At 68.1% G+C, this 18,595-nt stretch carries 19 protein-coding genes; 10 read left to right on the top strand and 9 right to left on the bottom strand.

Translation table 11 applies throughout. From position 1 onward, the window contains the following. Window positions 1–110: 110 nt before the first annotated feature. A complete protein-coding gene (gene dksA, locus M9917_RS14460; protein ID WP_297254565.1) occupies window positions 111–533 on the top strand; it encodes an RNA polymerase-binding protein DksA in 423 nt (140 codons plus the stop codon). Window positions 534–702: 169 nt separating this feature from the next. Here the strand turns inward: dksA and flgH are convergent, their stop codons facing one another. From flgH to flgF, 4 genes are read right to left on the bottom strand one after another with little or no spacing between them, the layout of a single operon-like run. Beyond that, window positions 703–1,464 carry a flagellar basal body L-ring protein FlgH gene (gene flgH, locus M9917_RS14455; protein WP_297254564.1) on the bottom strand — a complete coding sequence of 254 codons (762 nt, stop codon included), beginning with the start codon at window positions 1,462–1,464 and terminating at the stop codon, window positions 703–705. Between the two features lie 5 nt (window positions 1,465–1,469). Beyond that, a complete protein-coding gene (gene flgA, locus M9917_RS14450) occupies window positions 1,470–2,513 on the bottom strand; it encodes a flagellar basal body P-ring formation chaperone FlgA (protein ID WP_297254563.1) in 1,044 nt (347 codons plus the stop codon). A 10-nt stretch (window positions 2,514–2,523) separates the two neighbouring features. Beyond that, window positions 2,524–3,315 carry a flagellar basal-body rod protein FlgG gene (gene flgG / locus M9917_RS14445; RefSeq protein ID WP_297254562.1) on the bottom strand — a complete coding sequence of 264 codons (792 nt, stop codon included), beginning with the start codon at window positions 3,313–3,315 and terminating at the stop codon, window positions 2,524–2,526. 15 nt (window positions 3,316–3,330) lie between these two features. After that, a complete protein-coding gene (gene flgF, locus M9917_RS14440; RefSeq protein WP_297254561.1) occupies window positions 3,331–4,074 on the bottom strand; it encodes a flagellar basal-body rod protein FlgF in 744 nt (247 codons plus the stop codon). Between the two features lie 285 nt (window positions 4,075–4,359). Here flgF and fliL point away from each other — a divergent pair, with 285 nt between their 5' ends. The 9 genes from fliL to M9917_RS14395 all read left to right on the top strand — a co-directional run bounded on the left by fliL (window position 4,360) and on the right by M9917_RS14395 (window position 14,063). Next, on the top strand, window positions 4,360–4,869 hold the full coding sequence (gene fliL, locus M9917_RS14435) for a flagellar basal body-associated protein FliL (protein ID WP_297254560.1): 510 nt from the start codon (window positions 4,360–4,362) through the stop codon (window positions 4,867–4,869). A 40-nt stretch (window positions 4,870–4,909) separates the two neighbouring features. Then, entirely contained in the window at window positions 4,910–6,037 is a 1,128-nt protein-coding gene (gene fliM, locus M9917_RS14430) for a flagellar motor switch protein FliM (RefSeq protein WP_465246357.1), read from the top strand. A gap of 12 nt (window positions 6,038–6,049) precedes the next feature. Continuing rightward, window positions 6,050–6,505, top strand: a complete 456-nt coding sequence (locus M9917_RS14425; RefSeq protein ID WP_297254559.1) for a DUF6468 domain-containing protein — start codon at window positions 6,050–6,052, stop codon at window positions 6,503–6,505. Next, the gene (locus tag M9917_RS14420) at window positions 6,502–7,293 is read left to right on the top strand and encodes a MotE family protein (protein WP_297254558.1); all 792 of its coding nucleotides are present in this window, start codon (window positions 6,502–6,504) and stop codon (window positions 7,291–7,293) included. Before M9917_RS14425 ends, M9917_RS14420 begins: the two co-directional genes overlap by 4 nt. A gap of 99 nt (window positions 7,294–7,392) precedes the next feature. Continuing rightward, window positions 7,393–8,232 (top strand): hypothetical protein, encoded by an 840-nt coding sequence (locus tag M9917_RS14415; RefSeq protein WP_297254557.1) that lies wholly within the window; start codon window positions 7,393–7,395, stop codon window positions 8,230–8,232. A gap of 541 nt (window positions 8,233–8,773) precedes the next feature. Further along, complete coding sequence (locus M9917_RS14410) at window positions 8,774–9,178, top strand: YbhB/YbcL family Raf kinase inhibitor-like protein (protein ID WP_297254556.1); 405 nt, start codon at window positions 8,774–8,776, stop codon at window positions 9,176–9,178. Between the two features lie 146 nt (window positions 9,179–9,324). After that, window positions 9,325–9,642: a hypothetical protein gene (locus M9917_RS14405; RefSeq protein WP_297254555.1), complete on the top strand. Its 318-nt coding sequence runs from the start codon at window positions 9,325–9,327 to the stop codon at window positions 9,640–9,642. 138 nt (window positions 9,643–9,780) lie between these two features. After that, window positions 9,781–10,158: a helix-turn-helix domain-containing protein gene (locus tag M9917_RS14400; protein ID WP_297254554.1), complete on the top strand. Its 378-nt coding sequence runs from the start codon at window positions 9,781–9,783 to the stop codon at window positions 10,156–10,158. A 488-nt stretch (window positions 10,159–10,646) separates the two neighbouring features. After that, the gene (locus M9917_RS14395; protein ID WP_297254553.1) at window positions 10,647–14,063 is read left to right on the top strand and encodes a hypothetical protein; all 3,417 of its coding nucleotides are present in this window, start codon (window positions 10,647–10,649) and stop codon (window positions 14,061–14,063) included. Window positions 14,064–14,071: 8 nt separating this feature from the next. Here M9917_RS14395 and M9917_RS14390 read toward each other — a convergent pair whose 3' ends face one another. The 5 genes from M9917_RS14390 to M9917_RS14370 all read right to left on the bottom strand — a co-directional run bounded on the left by M9917_RS14390 (window position 14,072) and on the right by M9917_RS14370 (window position 18,373). Beyond that, window positions 14,072–14,416, bottom strand: a complete 345-nt coding sequence (locus M9917_RS14390) for a lipid-A-disaccharide synthase N-terminal domain-containing protein (RefSeq protein ID WP_297254552.1) — start codon at window positions 14,414–14,416, stop codon at window positions 14,072–14,074. After that, the gene (locus M9917_RS14385; protein ID WP_297254551.1) at window positions 14,416–15,159 is read right to left on the bottom strand and encodes a glycosyltransferase family 2 protein; all 744 of its coding nucleotides are present in this window, start codon (window positions 15,157–15,159) and stop codon (window positions 14,416–14,418) included. The genes M9917_RS14390 and M9917_RS14385 overlap by 1 nt, the downstream gene beginning before the upstream one ends. A 76-nt stretch (window positions 15,160–15,235) precedes the next feature. Further along, complete coding sequence (locus M9917_RS14380) at window positions 15,236–16,933, bottom strand: ArnT family glycosyltransferase (RefSeq protein ID WP_297254550.1); 1,698 nt, start codon at window positions 16,931–16,933, stop codon at window positions 15,236–15,238. 106 nt (window positions 16,934–17,039) lie between these two features. After that, window positions 17,040–17,294, bottom strand: a complete 255-nt coding sequence (locus tag M9917_RS14375; RefSeq protein WP_297254549.1) for a hypothetical protein — start codon at window positions 17,292–17,294, stop codon at window positions 17,040–17,042. Window positions 17,295–17,404: 110 nt separating this feature from the next. Next, complete coding sequence (locus M9917_RS14370) at window positions 17,405–18,373, bottom strand: NADPH:quinone oxidoreductase family protein (protein WP_297254548.1); 969 nt, start codon at window positions 18,371–18,373, stop codon at window positions 17,405–17,407. Window positions 18,374–18,595 lie beyond the last annotated feature (222 nt).

The following is an 18,595-nucleotide window of genomic DNA, read 5'->3' as shown; positions in this document are numbered from 1 at the left end:
CGGAAGCGATTGTTCCGCTTGCGGCGGATCGCTATAAGGGCGCCAAATCGGCTCCCCTCCCACGGCACGGCCGAAGGGCGCGCGAGTCGGCAACGCGAGAGAATGCGCCCATGTCGAAGCAGATCATCCTCGAGGCGGATTACAGGCCGAGCGATGACGAGCCGTTCATGAACGACCGTCAACGCGAATATTTCCGTGGCAAGCTCCTCGTCTGGAAGGACGAGATCCTGCGCGAGGCCAGGGAGACCCTGGTCACCCTCCAGAGCGAGAGCGAGAATCACCCGGACATCGCCGACCGGGCCTCCTCCGAAACCGACCGCGCGATCGAGTTGCGCGCCCGCGACCGCCAGCGCAAGCTGATCGCCAAGATCGACGCGGCCATCGCCCGCATCGACGACGGCTCCTACGGCTATTGCGAGGAGACCGGCGAGCCGATTTCGCTGAAGCGCCTCGAGGCGCGCCCGATCGCGACGCTCTCGCTCGAAGCGCAGGAGCGCCACGAGCGCAACGAGCGGGTCTTCCGCGACGATTGAGGGAACGGAAAAGCCCCGCGTCGGGAGAACGCGGGGCTTCTGGCCGCCGGCCTTGAAGCTTGGGGAGCGTGGCGGACGGCCGGGGATGGCGGCGGCTCGGGAGGAACCGCCGGCCGGTCGGCACGGAAGACAAGGGGGAGCGTTCCGCGCCGTCCGGTGTTCCGGAGGCTCAGAAGGGCAGGAGGATATCCATGACCTGCTGGCCGTAGCGCGGCTGCTGGACATCGGTGATCTGGCCGCGCCCGCCATAGGCGATGCGGGCCTGGGCGATCTTGGTCGAATCGATGGTGTTGTCGGATTCGATGTCCTCCGGCCGGATCACCCCGGCGACGATCAGCTCGCGTATCTCGAAATTGACGCGGATCTCCTGCTTGCCCTCGATCACCAGATTGCCGTTGGGCAGGTTCTGGGTGACGACCGCCGCGACGTTGGTCGCCAGCGTCTCGGAGCGGTTGACCGAGCCCGCGCCCTCGCTCGAGGAATTGGAATCGAGATTCAGCAGCGAGGACGCCTTGGCGCCGTCGGGCAGGAACTTGTCGAGCTTGTTCTCGAAGCCGAAGGTGTTGTCGGCGCCGAAATCCTCGCCGTTCTTGCGGCTGCGCTTGGTCGTGTTGTTGAGCTGGGCCTTGTCGGTGACCTTGACCTTGACGGTGACGAGATCGCCGACATTGCGGGCGCGCTGGTCCTTGAAGAAGGCGCGCGAGCCGGTGCGCCAGAGCGAGTTCGGCGCATAGGAGGCGTGCGCCATCTCCGGCATCGGCATCTGCACCGGCTTGTAGCCCTTGGTGGCGGTGGGGTCCTCGATCGCCGACAGGGCCGGCGCCTGGCCGACATTGGCGAGGCGGTCTCCGATGCCGCAGGCGCCGAGCGAGGCGGTCATCAGCAGGAGGCCGGAGAGCTTGGCGAGGCGGTTGTGCATGGCTTTTTCCATGGGAATCACCGGGCGCTGGCGATGTGGCCGGCGGCGGAAGGCTGGACGGAAACCCGTGCCGGCCCGCTGACCTTGCCTTGCAGCACGCGCTTGGACTGGGGATTGGTGACGGAGACGACATCGCCCATCGCGCCGGCCTCGTTGGCCCGGCCGCGCAGCGTGATCAGGAGCCCCGGCCCTTCGTAGACGATGGTGACGAGATCGCCCTTGGCGACGATCTCCTCGCGCTGGACGTCGCTCGCGCGCAGCGGCACGCCGGCGAGCAGCGCGCGGCGCGCGACCTTGTCGATCGCGGCGCGGGCATCGGCGATGACCTCGCTGCCCTGCCCCTCGCGCGGACGGCGCTCGACGACGACATCGTCCTTGCCGAGCGTCTCGCCGCGCGCGATCAGCCGCTTCGGCACGATGACCTCCATGGTCTCGACGAGCTGGCCGGAGATGCGCAGCGGCTTCAGCCGCATCGCCATGCTGCCGGGAACGGCGAGCCGCGCCTGCAGGCGCCGCGAGCGGGCGTCGAACGAAAGATCGACCACGGCGACCTCGCCGGTGAGCTCGGGCTCGACGGAGACGGCGGGCGCGCCCCCGTCGATCGCCAGCGCGAAGATGCGGGCATCGACGCCGAAGCGCTCCTGCAGGCCGGTCTTCACCGCCGCTTCGAGGTCGGCTGCGGTGATGCGGCGCGCGGTGCGCGTCACCACGACCTGGGCGAAGCCCTGGCTGTCGAGCTGCGACGCCTCGCGGACGATGCCGGCCGCGCGCGCCGCCTCGACGATGCGCGCGACCTGGATCGTGCCGGTCTCGCCCAGCGCCGGCGCCCGGAAGGCGGCGGTCGCCGCCGCCTCGCCGGTGAGGCCGGGGATGAGGTCGCCGAAGGTGACGAGATCGCGCGCCAGATGAAGCTCGGGGCGCAGCTGCAGCTTGGCCGGCAAGGTGGCGGCAGCAGGCGCGGCTGCGGCCGGGGCGACAGTAACCGGCGCCGGCCCGGCCTGCGGCGCGGCGAGCGCGGCCGTGCCGGAGAGGATGAGCGCGATCAGGCAGATGCGGATCATGATGCGCCCCCTAGCCGCGGAACATCTGGGTCGTCGCCGACATCATCTGGTCGGCGGCGGTGATGACCTTGGAGTTCATCTCATAGGCGCGCTGCGCCGCGATCAGCGAGGAAAGCTCCGTCACCGCCTGGACGTTGCCCTCCTCGAGATAGTTCTGCTGGAGGGTGCCGAAGCCCTCGCCGCCGCCGAAGCCGTCGATCGGCTGGCCGGAGGCGGCGGTCTCCAGATAGAGGTTGTCGCCGATCGACTCGAGGCCGACCTTGTTGACGAAGCGGACGAGCTGGATCTGGCCGAGCTGCTGCGGCGCGGTCTGGCCGGGCACCATCGCCTCGACGATGCCCTGCGCGTTGATGCTGACGCTGGTCGCATTGTTCGGCACGGTGATGCCGGGCTCGACCTGGTAGCCGTCGCGGGTGACGAGCTGGCCCTGCGAATCGAGGTCGAAGGAGCCGTCGCGGCTATAGGTGGTGCGCCCATCCGGCATGCGGACGCGGAAGAAGCCCTCGCCGCGGATGGCGAGATCGTAGGGCTTGTCCGTCGGGGTGAGGTTGCCCTGGGTCATCGCCCGGCCGGTCGAGACCGTCTTGACGCCGGAGCCGATGAAGGTTCCGGCCGGCGCCTGGGTGTTCTGGTCGGAGGTCGCGGAGCCCGCGCGGCGGAAATGCTCGTAGAGCAGGTCCTGGAAATGGATCTGCTGGCGCTTGTAGCCGGTGGTCCGGACGTTGGCGATGTTGTTGGAGATGACCTGGACGTTCATCTCCTGGGCCATCATGCCGGTCGCGGCTGTCTGCATGGCGCGCATGGTGCTCGCTCCCTATCAGGCCTGCTGGTCCGCCAGGCGCGAGATCGCCCGGCTGCGCAGCTCGTCGGATTTGGTGATCATGTTGGCGACGCTCTGGTAGTTGCGCTGCACCTCCATCAGGCGGGTCAATTCGACCACGGCCTTGACGTTGGAGCGCTCGATGGCGCCGGGCTCCAGCCGCGCTTCCGGCCCTGCCGGCTTGGCGGCGACCGTCGCGGAGAACAGGTTCGAACCCTCGCTCGCCAGCGCCTTCGGATCGGCGAAGCTGACCTGGCGCAGCTTGCCGCGCGTGCCCTGGTCGCTGCTGACGGTGCCGTCGGCGGCGATGCGCATGGAATGCTCGCTCGAGCCGAAGGCGATCGGCCCCGCCTCGCCCATCACCGGCAGGCCGGTCTGGGTGACGAGCTTGCCCTGCTTGTCGAGGGTGAGCGAGCCGGCGCGGGTATAGCGCTCGCCGGCCGGCGTCTGCACCACGAGGTAGTTGTCGCCCTTCAGCGCGACGTCGAGCGGGTTGCCCGTGAGCTCGATCATGCCCTGCGACAGGTCGAGCGGCGTGCCCTTGTCGACGACGTAGGAGAGCGACCGGTCGGCCGGCCGGAAGGCATCGGCCCGGGCGACCGGCATCAGATATTCGTTGAAGCGGGCGCTACGCGCCTTGAACCCGTTGGTGCCGACATTCGCCATGTTGTTGGCGATGACGTCCAGCTCGCGCGCCAGAGCCACCTGGCGCGACAGGCCGATGAGAAGCGCGTTCTCCACGGCTTAACTCCCGATCATGTCCCGCGGCGACCTCGACGCTCCCCAGCGCAGTCGCCACGGCCCATCCCCGGCAAGCCCCGTGCCAGCATGGTAAGTTTCCCTAACATACTGATATCGTTGAGTATGACCATCGACCAAGCCACCGGAGCGACCCGGCACGGGCTGTTCGAGCGGCAAGAACGGCCCGGCAAATCCTGCCGCCCTTAACGACGCGTTAACCGTAACCGACGAAGGTGGAGAAAGGGGCGCCGGGACGGCGCGCGGGCGGCCCGGAGCGCGGCAGAGATGGCGAAGAAAGCCAAGGCGGAAGAGCAGGAAAGCTCCGGCGAAGAAGCGCCGAAGAGGAAGAGCAAGAAGAAGCTCTTCATGATCATCGGCGGCGTCGTGCTGCTGGCGGCGGCCGGCGGCGGCGGCTGGTTTGTACTGAAGAAGCCCTCGCCCGAGCAGATCGCGGCCGCCGAGGCCGCGGCCAAGGCCAAGAAGCCGGTCGCCTTTCTCGAGATGAAGGACATGATGATCGGCATGTCCAATGGCGGCCAGCAGGACCGCCAGCCGGTGATGAAGATCAAGGTCGTGCTGGAGATCGCCGACGCGAAGGCTTCCGAGGAGGTCAAGCCGCTCTTGCCGCGCATCGAGGACGCCTTCCAGGTCTTCATGCGCGAGTTGCGCCCGTCCGACCTCGAAGGCTCGGCCGGCATGTACCGGCTCAAGGAAGAGCTCTTGCGCCGCGTCAACCTGACCGTCTATCCGGCCAAGGTCGACGCCGTGCTGTTCAAGGAACTGCTGGTGCAGTGAGGCTGCAAGGCCCGACCGCACCCGAGACGACGGCAAGACGATGAGCACCGAGCGCGACACCCTGGCCCCGAGCGACGAGCTGCCGACCCCGGACGGGATGGCGGCCGGCTGGTCGGCGATGCCCGACATCATCGAGGACGACGGCGAACAGGAAGGCGGTACCGACCGCCTGATGTCGCAGGAAGAAATCGACACGATGCTCGGTTTCTCCGGCGGCGACGAGAAGGACGGCCGCAACGGCATCCAGGCGATCGTCGATTCCGGCTCGGTCGCCTATGAGCGCCTGCCGATGCTCGAGATCATCTTCGAGCGTCTGGTGCGCCTGCTCTCGACCAGCCTGCGCAACTTCTTCACCGACAATGTCGAGGTCACGCTGGAGAGCATCCGCTCGGTGCGCTTCGGCGACTATGTCAACTCGATCTCGCAGCCGGCGCTGCTTTCGGTGTTCAAGGCCGAGGAATGGGACAATTTCGGCCTCATCACCATCGAATCGGCGCTGATCTATTCCGTCCTCGACGCGATGTTCGGCGGCAAGCGCGGCCAGCCGGCGCCGCGCATCGACGGGCGCCCCTTCACCTCGATCGAGATCCGCATGATCCGCCGGGTCATCGAGCTCGTGCTGAGCGATGCGGAAGCCGCCTTCAAGCCGCTCTCGCCGGTCAACTTCACCGTCGACCGGGTCGAATCCAACCCGCGCTTCGTCTCGATCTCCCGGCCCGCCAACGCCGCGATCCGCGTCGAGCTGAAATTCGACATGGAGGGTCGCGGCGGCGCGCTGCATCTGCTCTTGCCCTACGCCACGATCGAGCCGATCCGCGAATTGCTGCTCGAAAGCTTCATGGGCGAGAAGCTCGGCCGCGATCCGACCTGGGAGAACCATCTCGCGACCGAGGTCTGGCAGGCGGGCGTCGCCGTCACCTGCGTGCTGCACGAGACGCAGCTTCCGCTGAAGCGCATGATGAAGCTCGAGATCGGCGACACGCTGATGTTCGACGCCCGCCCCGATTCGGTCGTCTCGCTGCGCTGCGGCGAATTCATCGTCACGGAAGGCCGCATCGGCCGGGTCGACGACAAGATCGCCGTGCAGGTCGTGAGCCCCCTGCGCCGCTCCAAGACCACCATCGCCGCCTTCGACAGCCTCGCCAGCCATCTCGGCGCCACGACCTGAACCAGGGATGCCATGACGATCAACCTCATCGCCGACGGGCTCGTCGCCAGCCTCCTCGTCGCCACCATCGTCACCTGCTTCATCCTGGCCCGGCGCATCGAACGCCTGAAGGCCGACGAGGCCGGCATGCGCCAGACCGTCGGCGCGCTGATCACCGCGACGGACAATGCCGAGCGCGCCATCGCCGGGCTCAAATCGACGCTGGGCGATTGCGACCGCACGCTCGAGGAACGCCTGCGCACGGCCGAGCGCTACGCCGCCGATCTCGCCGCCCAGGTCGAGGCCGGCCAGGCCGTGATGGAGCGCATCGGCAAGATCGTCGGCGCGGCGGGCCTCGTCGGCGCCAAGCCCGCCCCGGCCGAGGAGCCTGCCGCACCCGCGCCGGTCTCCCGCCTCGAAAGCGCGGCCCAGTCCGCCGCCGCCATCCGCGCCCGCGCCGCCCGCCGCCTGGAGGAACAGGCGGCGTGATCGAACGGCCCCGCCTCCTGCCGGCCGTGATCCTCGGCGCCATGAGCCTGCTCGCGCTGAAGCTCATCGCCTGGACGACCGAGCCCGGCCCCGGCCGGATTCCGGTCGAGCCGGAGGTCTGGGGCCTCGCCAAGGTCATCGCGCGCGCCCATGCGCCCGACGTCTTCGATCCCGAGACGACCGGCTCCGTGCCTTCGCCCGATCCAAAGAAGGCCAAGGAGAAAGAGGAGGCCGAGGCGAAGGCGCAGGCCGCCCGCGCCGCCAATCCCGCCAACAAGGCCGGCCTGATGAATGGTTCGGCCCAGCCGGCCTCGCCGGCCGAGAAGGCTCTTCTGGAGCGCCTCGGCGAGCGACGCGAGGAGCTGGAGAGCCGGATGCGCGAACTCGAGATGCGCGAACGCCTGCTCGACACCGCCGAGAAGAAGCTCGACGGGCGCGTCGGCGATCTCAAGGCGCTCGAGGAGAAGAGCGGCGGCACGGCCGGCAAGCCCTCCGCCGAAGAGAGCAAGGCCATCCGCAACCTCGTGATCATGTACGAGAACATGAAGCCGAAAGACGCCGCGCGCGTCTTCGACCGGCTCGGCCTCGACGTGCTCGTGCCGGTGGTCGAGCAGATGAATCCGCGCAAGATGTCCGAGGTGCTGGCGGCGATGTCGCCCGAGCGCGCCGAGAAGCTGACGGTCGCGCTGGCGACGAGCGGGCGCGGCGCCGGCATCGAGCGCGTGGCGAACGACGCCCCCCTGCCCGGCAACGAACTGCCGGCGATCGCTCCCGCGCCGCAGCGCTGAGCCGTATTACCCAAGAGCACATGGATTATAGAGGCGGTCAGGGCTTGGCTGCCATGCAACAGAGGCATGGAAAGAACGGGATTTACGGCTGATTGAGCCATGGACGACTGCTTTGATGAGCTCTATATTTTAGTTCGTCTAAAAAGAATACGGGCTTCACTCATGAAACGGACCGCTATAGCGGTATCTGCAATCATTGCCTTCGCCGGAGGCGCTGTTGCATTCGACAAGCTCGTTCTGCATCCGCAGCGTCAGGCCATCAAGATTCTGCGGTATGCCAGCCTCGCCGATGCGAGACGCATCGCTCTTCTCGAACAGCAGGCGGTGAACCTGCTGAAGCAGGATCACCACCCCAGCCTGGCTCCGGTCGAGGCCTGCATCAGTCACGCGGTGCCGGCGGTGAAGGCGGACTATGATGCGCTCGGGTCCGAGTTTGCGAAGTGCAAGGAGCTGATCGCGGCCAAGATCGCGGCCGTCATTCCCTCGCCTTCGGACGAGGTGACCTTCCTGTTCTTCCTGACGGGGCTGACGAGCCAGCTCGGGGCCTATGGCGCGAGCGATTCGACCGACGCCCGGCAGATCGCCAAGGACGATACGCTCAACTGCTCACAATCCATGTTCTTCATCTCCCAGACGACCAAAGCGCTGTTCCCGTCCATCAAGGTGACGGAGATCGCCCTGTTCAATACGGCGCTGGGAGCGCATGGCCTCGTGGAGGCTCGCGTGAACGACCGCCCCTTCGTCCTCGATGGCTCGACTGGAACGGTCTATCTCGCTTCGATCCGCCAGATGACACAGCCGGGCCCGAAGCGGGTCCGGATGATCGATTTCTTCGATGAAGCCGACCCGCGCCTCGCCACCTTGCTGGAAGAGATGACGCGATCGGTCCAGCTCGGCTGGATGAAGCCTTCCGATATCGTCAGCAAGCATAGGCTGTGACGCCGAACGCCGGCGCGAGAAGGGCAGAAGTGAACGAAAAGGCCCGGTCACGCTTCCGCTGGACCGGGCCTCGGCTGCTTTGAAGAGCGACGCAAGCGCGGAAACGTCTCTATTTCGACGAGGCGACGACCCGACAGCTATCTCCGCCGTATCCGTTGCAAAAGCCCAAGGCGGCTTTTCTTGCCGCAGCCACGCTCTCAACACCGTATTTGTAGCCGCAACCCTTGGTCCTGCCTTTGGCGAAAGCCTTCGGCCCCGGCGCAGCCGAATACTTCTGATAAACGTCGTTGCAGGTTTGGCTCATCCCTGCAGGCTGGGCAAATGCCGAAGATGAAATGCCGCCAACGAGGAGCGATACAGCCAAAATTCGAATCACAGCGATCTCCAGATTCAGTCAACCCGTATGGGCCTGATGAAACGTATGGGAATCAACCCACCAGCGCAACGGCACTCTTCACAAAGAAAATGCCCTATGGCAGCATGGAGAACCGCAATACGCTGCGACACGCCGGTTTTGATCGATACGAAGGTAACAAGGCTGATGAGATCGCTTGCCCTTGCTGCTGTCGCAGCAACCCTTGTCGCGGGCTGCAACGAAAGCCGCACATCACCGGCGACGAGCGCGGCCCTTCCAAAACTGGCGGTTTCATTCGCCTGGTGCCAGGGAACCTCGCCATCGTTCCAGGTCAGCGGGATTCCGGCCGGCAGCAAGGTTCTGGAACTTCGGATGAAGGATCGGCAAGTGCCGCAATGGAACCACGGCGGCGGGGACGTTCCGGTCAAGGGAGCGTCCATGGCAATCCCGTGCGGCACCATTTCGGGCGTGTATAACGGCCCGAATCCGCCGGGAAGAGAGGTTCACGATTACGACTGGACCGTGACGGCGCGTGACGCCAATGGCGCCCCGACGGCTGTCGGCACGGCTTCCAGGAAATATCCGCAGTAGCGTCCGAACCGCCGGCAGCGAACTGCCAGCGGCCGCCCCCGTGCCGAGCCGGGAAGGACGGCCTGCATGTGTCAGTCGCCCCTTGCCGTCGAGCAGAGCACGGCAACGAAGAGACCGATGCAGGCGCCCACGGAGGCGGCAATGAGATGCGTGACGACCGCCATGGTCAGTCGCCTCCCGGAACGACGAGAAGGAGCAACCGGCCCGCGCCGACCGGTACAGCCGCGGGCAAGGCCGGCACGATGATGGCGGAGCCGACGGGCATCTATCGACGCGCCTCGGCGATCAAGGGTTCGGCGGAGGACGTCGCGTCCATGCAGATTGCGATGAACTGCTGGGCGCTCACCTTGCCGCCCGTATGCCGCTCGACGAGTCTCGCCAGCCTCACGCTGGGGTTTCGATCTCCACGCAGCGGGCGCGTGATCGTGCTCGCCGAGCATCCGATCCTGGCAGCCAGACGATAGGCATTCTCGCCCGTCTCGGCAAAATAGGCATCCAGTGCGTTCATAGTCGCAACATTTGCCGATTTGGCAAATGTAAGTCAAGAACAAATTTGCCTATTTGGCTCTGGATCATTTTTGCCAAAAAGGCAAAGTCTCGGAATGACGAATGAGAACGCGATTCAGGCTCTCCGCGAAGCGCGCGGACTGACACAGGAGCAATTGGCAGAACGCGTCGGGCTTTCGATTTCCTATGTGAGCCGGTTGGAGAAGGGCCGCAGGAACCTGTCGGTCAAGCATATCGATCGCTTCGCCGCCGCGCTCGGAGTTCCGCGGGAGCGTCTTCTCACGAAGGAGGACGTTCCGCTGACCGAGGAGGACCAGGAAGATCTGGCCCTCCTCCGCCAGGCTCGCGATCGCGGGGTGATTGGGGAAGTGCGAATGTACGTTCGCTTTCGCTTATCAGAAATTGAAGGAACCGACGCGCCTGCGCCCGGCGCTCCGGTCCGAGGGACTGTAGTTCGGAAAGGACCGAAATAAGCTCCGTATCGGTATCCATGATCCCCCACGCAACTTATGTTCCCATTATGTTCACGTTCACACAGAGGTTGACAGATCGTCAATAGCGGGAAAGTTGTCGCCTTTCGGACCGCGCCTGGACGTGCAGGAACTGTAGGTCATCACCATAAATTGCCAAACAGGTAATTCAGCCTTTAACCGTAATTTGCCAAACTGGCAATAATTAACCTCCCGCTTCCCCAGCGGAAAGCGGGGTCGCTTTCTGTATCGCACGATGGAGCCGTCAGCGGCTTGCGGCCCTGGAAACCCGCAGCGGGCATCCGCGAAACGGGCGCGGACCATGCTCCTGCAAAAATCCGCAAGCGGCCGGCCGAACGGCCGTAAACATCGCGGTCGGGGAAACAGCGGCGTTAAGACCCCATTATGGTTGACGCGCTAGCGTGTCGGAGGGCCGCCGCGTTCTGAAGGCGTCAGGCGGCCCGCTGTCGCGTTTGGTCGGGTGTCACGGTTTGCGTCTGTCGCGTTCCCTCGCCTTCGGTATCGGGCTGGCCGCTCTCACGCTCGCCGCCGGCCTGAAGACGCCCGCCTTCGCCGCGGGCGCCAAGCTCAGCGGCGAGGCGATGCCGGCCGGCTTCGGCCGCCTCTCGCTCAGCTTCGACGCCCCGACCCAGACCCGTATCCGCATCGCCAACGGCGTGCTGATCGTCGCCTTCGACGGCGAGGTTGCGCTCGATGCTGCGCGGATCGCCCGCGAATTGCCGGCTTACGTCTCGATCGCCCGCCTCGATCCCGACGGGCGCGGCCTGCGGCTCGCGCTGACCCAAGCCTACAAGGCGAACCTGATCGAGGCCGGCGACAAGGCCTTCATCGACCTCCTGCCGCAGAACTGGTCCGGCGTCCTGCCCGGCCCGCCGCCGGAGGCGATCGCCGCATTGACCGAGCGGCTGCGCCTCGCCGAGGCCAAGGCGAGGGACGCGGCGCGCCAGCCGGCCGCGCCCCCCGCGGTCATGACGATGCGCGCGGCGAGCCTGCCGACGCTGGAGCGCCTGATCTTCACGGCCCCGACTGACACCAAGCTCGCAAGCAAGCTCGCCGACGGCGCGCTGAAGCTCGTCTTCGACCGGCCGCTGGCGATCGAGACGCATGCGATCCGCGCCGCCCTGCCGGCCGGCATCGAACTTGCCGCGCTCGACGCCGGCAAGAACGCGCTGAGCCTGACCCTGTCGCTGCCGGCGGACTGGCAGGCCCGCAGCTTCAGCGACGAGACCGGGCTGGTCGTGGACCTGCTGCGCCCGATCAAGGAACAGGCGCTCTCGCTCGCCGATCTCGGCAAGCCCGCCGCTGCGCCGGCCCCGGCCCCGACGGCTCTTGCCCCGATGGCTCCTGCCCCGACGGCCGAGCCCGCGCCCGCGCTTCAGCCCGCCGCGGCGCCCGCCCCCGTTGTTGCCGCCCCGCCGGCGAAGCCGGAGCCGCCGCCCGGTCCGGTCACCATCGCGGCCGAGGGCAAGCGCCTCGACTTCCGCTTTCCCCGCCCGACGGGCGCCGCCGCCTTCCTCGACGCCGGCGTCATGACGCTCGTCTTCGACACGCGCGACACCATCGATCCGGCCAGGCTTTCCGGGCTGCTGCCCGGGCTGATCGCGGACAGCACGGTCACGCGCGAGGGCAAGGTCACCCTCGTCAGGCTCAGGCTCGCGGGCCAGCCGCTCGCCCGCCTCTTCGACGACGGCACGGCCTGGTCGCTCGACCTCGGCGAGGATGCCGGCCGGCCAGCCAGCCCGGTCGCGCCTGAGCGCGGCATGGACGAGCGCGGCCAGACCATCGTCACCGTGCCACTCGCCGGCCTGACCGGCGTCCACTGGCTCGAATCGGGGCCGGGCGGCCTGCCCGTCGCGGTCGCGACCGCCACCGGCCCGACCCGGCTCACGCCAAAGCCCTACCGCTTCGTCGAGTTCGGCCTGCTGCGCACCGCGCAGGGGCTCGCCGTCCAGCCCCAGGCCGACGATATCGCGGTGCGGGCCGGAACCGGCGAAATCCGCATCGGCCGCGGCGGCGGGCTCACCGTCTCGCTCGATGTCGGCACGCCCGCCGCCAAGGCCGAGGCGTCGGCCGAGGCGAGGCCTGAGGCCCCACCCCTGCTCGACGCCGACGACTGGGCGAGGCTGCGCGCCGGCAACCTGCGCGAGCGTGGCCATGCCCTGATGCTCGACGCCAGCGACACCTCGCAGGGCCGCCGGTCGCAGGCCCGGCTGGCGCTGGCGCGCTTCTATGCCGCCAACGGCCTGATGCCGGAGGCCGCGGGCGTGCTGAACGCGCTCTTGGCCGACGACGCCGCGATGCGCGGCAACCGCGAGGCGCTCTTCCTCAAGGGTGTCGTCGCGGCCGGCCTGCATCGCGACCAGCAGGCGCTCGCCGCCTTCGAGGCCGCCCCGATCAAGGACGAGGCCGAGACCGGGCTCTGGCGCGCGCTGATGCAGCAGCGCCTGAACCGCAACGCCCAGGCGCTCGTCGACTTCCGCCGCAGCGAGACCGTGCTCGAGCGCTATCCGGCCGATCTTCGGGGTGAGTTCCGCGAGGCGATGGCGCGCGCGGCGCTTGCCCAGCAGGACATGGCCGTGGCCGAGCGGCAGATCCAGGCGCTGGCCGAGATGCCGCCCGGCAGCTTCGAGCGGGAGCGTCTGGCCCTGCTGCAGGCGATGCTCGACGACGTCGGCGGCCACCCCGACGCCGCGATGAACGGCTACAGGCCGCTCTTCGAGGCGAGGAGCCGCCCCGTCGCGGCGGAGGCGCAGCTGCGCGCCGTCAAGCTCGCGGACGCCGAAAAGCGCGACGACCTCAAGCCCGACGAGGCCGTCGCCCGACTGGAGACGGTCGCGGTGATCTGGCGCGGCGGCCGGCTGGAGATCGAGGCGCTGGCCGAGCTCGGCCGGCTCTATGTCGACCGGCAGCGCTGGCGCGACGCCTTCATGGTCGCGCGCCGCGCCAACGAGAACTTCCCCGACGATCCGCTGACCCGGCGCATGCACGACGAGACGGCCCAGCGCTTCGCCGAACTGTTCAGCGGCGCGGGGCTCGCCGATCTGCCGCGCATCGAGGCGCTGGCGCTGTTCTATGATTTCAAGGAGTTCCTGCCGATCGGCCGGCGCGGCGACGAGATCACCCGCCTGCTCGCCGACCGGCTGGTCGAGCTCGACCTGCTCGACCAGGCCGCCGAGATCCTGAAATACCAGATGGACCGGAGGCTCACCGGCGCCGCGCGCTCGACGGTTGCGGCGCGGCTCGCCATGATCGAGCTGATGAACGGCAAGCCGGCCGATGCGGTGCGCGCGCTCAACACCACGCGGCTCGTCGAGCTGCCGGCCGACGTCAAGCGCGCGCGCCTCCTGCTCGAGGCCAAGGGGCTGTCCGATCTCTCCCGTACCGACCAGGCGCTGGAGATGCTGGAAGGCGAGCGCGGGCCCGAGATCGACCGGCTGCGCGCCGACATCCACTGGACCGGACGCCGCTGGCGCGAGGCGGGCGAAGCCTATGAGCGCCTGCTCGGCGAAAGCTGGCGCGGGGAGGACGCGCTCAGCGACGGCGAGCGCGCCGACGTGATGCGCGCCGGCGTCTCCTATGTGATGGCCGGCGAGAGCCTGTCGCTCGACCGGCTGCGCAGCAAATTCGCCACCAAGATGGCGCGCGGCCCCGATGCGCGCACCTTCGCCTTCGTCACCGGGGCTGATCGCGGCCGCGCCTCCGACATCCGCGAGATGGCGCGCGCCACCGCCAACGCCGACACCCTCTCCGAATTCCTGAAAGCCTATCGCGAGCGCTACCCGGCCTATTCCGCCGCGATGCGCGCAAGCCCGGCGCCGGCGGCCGGCAAGCTGCCCTCGCCCGCCGACGGCGCGGCGGCAGGATCCGCGGCGCCGTCGCGGAGCTGAGGCTCCACCTATCCCGGCCCGGAATTCGTGTCCTCGCCGCGCGCCCTGGCGCGCAGCACGAATTGCAGGTTGCGGACATAGACGAAGACGCCGAAACCCTGGCCGAGGATGAAGACCGGATCGCGCCGGTAGAGCGCATACATCAGGAGCAGCGCCCCGCCACCGATCGAGAACCACCAGAAGGTCATCGGCACGACCGAGCGCCCGGCCTTCTCGCTCGCCCACCATTGCACCACGAAGCGCATGGTGAAGAGCCCCTGCGCGACGACGCCGAGCAGCACCCACCAGTCGACGTTGTTGACGAAGACGTCGTGGAAATAGCGGCCGATGGTCTGCTGGAGGTCGATCAGCATCACGGCGTCTCCGAGGTGATCCGGGGCACGCGCTTGCGCCGGCGGATCAGCCACCACACCCCGGCGAGATCGAGGATGCCGACCCAGAGCCGGTCGAAGAAGCCGTAATTCGAGACGCCGGAGAGCCGCGGCCGGTCGCGCACGTCGACATGCAGCACCTCATAGCCCTCGCGCGCCATCAGCGCCGGCATGAACCGGTGCAGCGCGTCGAAATAGGGCAGAGCGAGATAGGCTTCGCGGCGGAAGCATTTCAGCCCGCAGCCGGTGTCGCGCGTATCGTCCTTCAGCACGCGCACGCGCACGCCGTTGGCGATCTTGGACTGCCAGCGCTTGAAGCCGGTATCCTTGCGCCCGACGCGCTGCCCCTGCACCAGCCCGGCCTGGAGCCCGGCCTTCTGCAGAACCTCGACCATCTGCGGCAGGAAGGCGGGATCGTTCTGGCCGTCGCCGTCGAGCGTCGCCACGATCGCCGAGCGGGCATGGCGCACGCCGCTGCGCACCGCAGCGCTCTGCCCGCAGGACCCGGCATGGGTGACGACGCGCAGCCAGGGCCGCGTCGTCGCAAGCTCCGCCAGCGCGGCGGCCGTGCCGTCGGTCGAGCCGTCGTCGACATAGACGACCTCGAACGGGCCGAGGCCCGCGCAGGCCTTCTCGATATCGGCGACGAGCGGGGCGATGTTGCCGACCTCGTTGCGCACCGGCACAACGACGCTGATGAGGGGATGGGAAGCGGTTTGGGTCAAAGGGGCATCATCCGGGAAAACGGCCCGCAAACTGCGTCAGCTCAGCCGAGAGGGCAAGGGTTTCGAAAGCGGGGTCTTAATCAGGCGTACGGGCGAAGACGGCGATCGCGAGCCTCTTCCCGCCATTGAGGTTGAAGCCGTTGATCGTGGTGACGAGGCGCGGCCTTGGCGCCTGCCCCGCCAGCGCCGCCTCGAAATCGGCGGCGAAGCGGCTCTCGACGAGGGCGATGCGGCAGCCCGGCCCATTCAGGAAGGCGGCGGCGCCCGCTCCGCTCGCGGCCATGGCGAGGTCGGTTCCGGTCAGGAAGACCAGGCTCGGCTCGCGATAGCCGAGCGTCACCACGGCGGGATCGGCGCAACCGACGGCCCTGACCGCCTCCTCGAGCCGCGGCGACAGCTTGAGCGAGCGCAGGCTCTCCACCGCTAAGGGATAGACGGCGACGGTCAGGAGGAGGCTCGCCGGGACACAGCGCCAGAGCGCGCCCTCGACATCGCCCCGCCGGAACGCCGCCACGACGGCGGCCCCGCAGATGAGGGCGAGCACGAAGAACGGCACGGCCAGGAACGGCACCGCCCGGTCGAGCGTCCAGTTGCCGTAGAGGATCACGCCCATCAGCATGAGCGGCACGATCACCACGAGGCTGGCGGTGAGCACGGCGCCGCGCCGGTTACGGTCGATGCCGCCATTCACCACGGCGAGCAGCAGGAGCGCGGTGATCGCCGGATAGAGCGGCAGCACGTAATGCGGCAGCTTGGTCGGCACCGCCTCGAAGACGAGCCAGGACGGCACGATCCAGGCGATCAGGAACAGGATCTGCGGCTCCTTGCGCCGCCCCCACGCGAAGGGCACCGCCATCGCCGCGAAGGCGGCCGCCGGCCAGTAGGTCGCGAAGAAGAACAGGAGGTAGAGACCCGGCGGCCCCCAATGCTTCTCCTGCCCCTCGGCGACCTTGCCGAGCATGTCCTGCCCGACGCTGTCGGCAAAGAAGCTGCCGCCGGTCTTGAGCATGATCGCGGCAAACCAGGGCAGCGCGACGACGAGGCACAGCAGGAGACCCCAGCCGAAGCGCAGCGGCTTCAGCCAGCGGAAGGAACGTTGGCTTGCGCTCAGCACCAGGATGGCGAGGCCCCAGACCATCGGCACGATCGGCCCCTTGATCAAGAGGCCGAGCGCCGTCGCGCCCCAGAACACCAGCCAGTTGTAGCGGCTCGGCACGAAGGCAAGCGAGCGCGTCCAGTCGAGCCAGGCCCGCGCCAGCGCGCCCATGCTCGCCACCGCGCAGGCCGCCAGCAGCGCATCGGTCTTGGCGATGCGCGCCTCGACGCCGAGCAGCACGGCCGCCGCCATCAGCGCCCCGCCGAGCAGGGCGAAGGGCGGCGACAGGAAGGCGAGCAGCGCCCAATAGGTCAGCAGAACGGTCGCGGTCGCGCCGACGAGCGAGGGGATGCGGTAGAGCCAGATCTGCGTGCGCGCCTCGGGCACGCCGAGCGCCTCGCCGGCCCTGACCGTCGCGCTCTGCAGCCAGTAGATGCCGACCGGCTTCTTGTGGCGCGCCTCGTCCTGGAAGCGGATATCGACGAGATCGCCGCTCTCCAGCATCTGCTTGCTCGCCTGGGCGAAGCGCGGCTCGTCGCGGTCGAGCGGCTGGAGCGTCGAGAAGCCCGGCAGGAATGCGGCGAGCGAGAGCACGATGAGGACGATGCAGGCCCGCAGATGGCTGGCGCTCGCCGCATCCTTGAAGCGCGTGATCGCTGGCGTGAGCGAAACCATCATCCATCCCTGCGGGCCACCGGCCTGTCCTGCCGGACCTTTCCGGCACGATCGAGGCACGGGCCGCGGGGGGTTTACGCTGCCGGGCGTGGGTCGGCAAGCATGGCGGTCAGTCGGCGGGCCTGTCGGCCTCGACGCGGATCGCCTGGAGCATGCGCGGCGACAGCGTCACGGCCGGGCCAGTTGGCGGCGCGTCCGGGCCCGCGCCGGCCGCCGGATGCGCGGGAAGCGCGCACACCGCTCTTGGGGCGAGCGCGGCGGAGAGGTCGCCCAAAGGCAGGCTCGCCATAGGGATGGAGCCGGGCTCCGCCACGGCCGGAAGCGCGAGGGTGGCAGCGAGAGCGGCGGCGAGGAGCCGTGGCATGGATGTTCTCCGCATCTTCCCCCGCTCTCGACAACCGGGCAGGAGGCCGCCTGTTCCGCGCAGGCCGGAACGAAGCCGACGCAGAGGCGGGGAAAGCCGGCCCGCTCCGGTCACATGGTGATGACGATCTTTCCCCGGACCTTCCGTTCGACGATCAGCGCGAGGGCGTCCGAGATCCGGTCGAGCGGAAAACGCGCGCCGATCTGCGGCGAGAGCAGGCCGTCGGCCACCTGCTTCAGGAGCCATTCGGTGTTGCGCCTGTGGGCGTCCTGTTCCCGCTGCGCCCAGGCACTCCAGTGAATCCCCATGACGTCGATCGATTTCAGCATCACCAGATTCAGCGGCAGACGCGGTATCTCGCCCGCCGCGAAGCCGACGACCAGATACCGGCCGCCCCACCCTGTCGCGCGCACCAGCTCCTCGGTCAGCTTTCCGCCGGTGACGTCGAGCACGACATCGGCGCCGTTTTCGCCGGTCAGCGCGCGCACCGCCAGTTTCACATTGCCGGAATCGGGGTCCACGAACATGCCGACGCCTTGCTCGCGCAGATCCGAAGGCTCGCCACGGGTGCAGGCGATGATACGCGCGCCCAGCAGATGCCCGAGCTCGATGGCGGCACTTCCCACGCCGCCGCTCGTGCCAGTGACCACGAGCGTTTCTCCCGCGCGCAGGCCGGCGCGGTCCCTGAGCGCATAGAGCACGGTTCCATAGGTGACGATGAGCGCGGCCGCCTGGTCCAGCGAGACCTGGTCCGGAACCCGTATGAGACCGGCCTGCCCGACGACGACCCGCTCGCGCGCGGCGCCGTAGCCGACATAGGCGCAAACCCGGTCGCCGACCCGAAAATCGGTGACGGCCGCGCCGACGCCGACGATATGCCCCGCACACTCGCCGCCGGGCGAAAACGGCCGCGGCGGCTTCACCTGGTAGCGGTCGTTGATGATCAGCGTATCCATGAAATTGAGCGCGGTCGCCTCCACCTGGATGACGACCTCGCCGGGCCCGGCCATCGGCGCCTCGATATCGCGGATTTCGAGGCTGTCGACCGGACCGGCGACGATGGAAAGAGCTGCACGCACGATTTTATCCCTCTTTACGACTCGATGCCGACTTCACGGACAGCCAGCGGGGCGGGCTGTCGCGCAGCCGGCCCCGCATCGCCGCCCTGGGCGCAAGCGCCCGTTTCAGCGATTGTCCTGACGTTTATCGCCCACGACCGGAAATGCCGCGCGCGCCCCAGAAGGGCGCTTGCTATAAACGTTCTATCATTTTACTATTATCGAACCGATAAGATAAGCCTG

Origin of the sequence: Bosea sp. (in: a-proteobacteria) (genome assembly GCF_023953965.1) — a bacterium.
Taxonomy (GTDB): Bacteria; Pseudomonadota; Alphaproteobacteria; order Rhizobiales; family Beijerinckiaceae; genus Allobosea.
Note: the sequence above shows the minus strand (reverse complement) of the source record. Positions and strands in the feature narration are given on the sequence as shown.

Coding starts and splice junctions, on each gene's coding strand:
- dksA (WP_297254565.1), top strand. CDS start 111: ATGTCGAAGCAGATCATCCTCGAGGCGGATTACAGGCCGAGCGATGAC.
- flgH (WP_297254564.1), bottom strand. CDS start 1,464: ATGGAAAAAGCCATGCACAACCGCCTCGCCAAGCTCTCCGGCCTCCTG.
- flgA (WP_297254563.1), bottom strand. CDS start 2,513: ATGATCCGCATCTGCCTGATCGCGCTCATCCTCTCCGGCACGGCCGCG.
- flgG (WP_297254562.1), bottom strand. CDS start 3,315: ATGCGCGCCATGCAGACAGCCGCGACCGGCATGATGGCCCAGGAGATG.
- fliL (WP_297254560.1), top strand. CDS start 4,360: ATGGCGAAGAAAGCCAAGGCGGAAGAGCAGGAAAGCTCCGGCGAAGAA.
- fliM (WP_465246357.1), top strand. CDS start 4,910: ATGAGCACCGAGCGCGACACCCTGGCCCCGAGCGACGAGCTGCCGACC.
- M9917_RS14425 (WP_297254559.1), top strand. CDS start 6,050: ATGACGATCAACCTCATCGCCGACGGGCTCGTCGCCAGCCTCCTCGTC.
- M9917_RS14415 (WP_297254557.1), top strand. CDS start 7,393: ATGGACGACTGCTTTGATGAGCTCTATATTTTAGTTCGTCTAAAAAGA.
- M9917_RS14410 (WP_297254556.1), top strand. CDS start 8,774: ATGAGATCGCTTGCCCTTGCTGCTGTCGCAGCAACCCTTGTCGCGGGC.
- M9917_RS14405 (WP_297254555.1), top strand. CDS start 9,325: ATGCGTGACGACCGCCATGGTCAGTCGCCTCCCGGAACGACGAGAAGG.
- M9917_RS14400 (WP_297254554.1), top strand. CDS start 9,781: ATGACGAATGAGAACGCGATTCAGGCTCTCCGCGAAGCGCGCGGACTG.
- M9917_RS14390 (WP_297254552.1), bottom strand. CDS start 14,416: ATGCTGATCGACCTCCAGCAGACCATCGGCCGCTATTTCCACGACGTC.
- M9917_RS14380 (WP_297254550.1), bottom strand. CDS start 16,933: ATGATGGTTTCGCTCACGCCAGCGATCACGCGCTTCAAGGATGCGGCG.
- M9917_RS14375 (WP_297254549.1), bottom strand. CDS start 17,294: ATGCCACGGCTCCTCGCCGCCGCTCTCGCTGCCACCCTCGCGCTTCCG.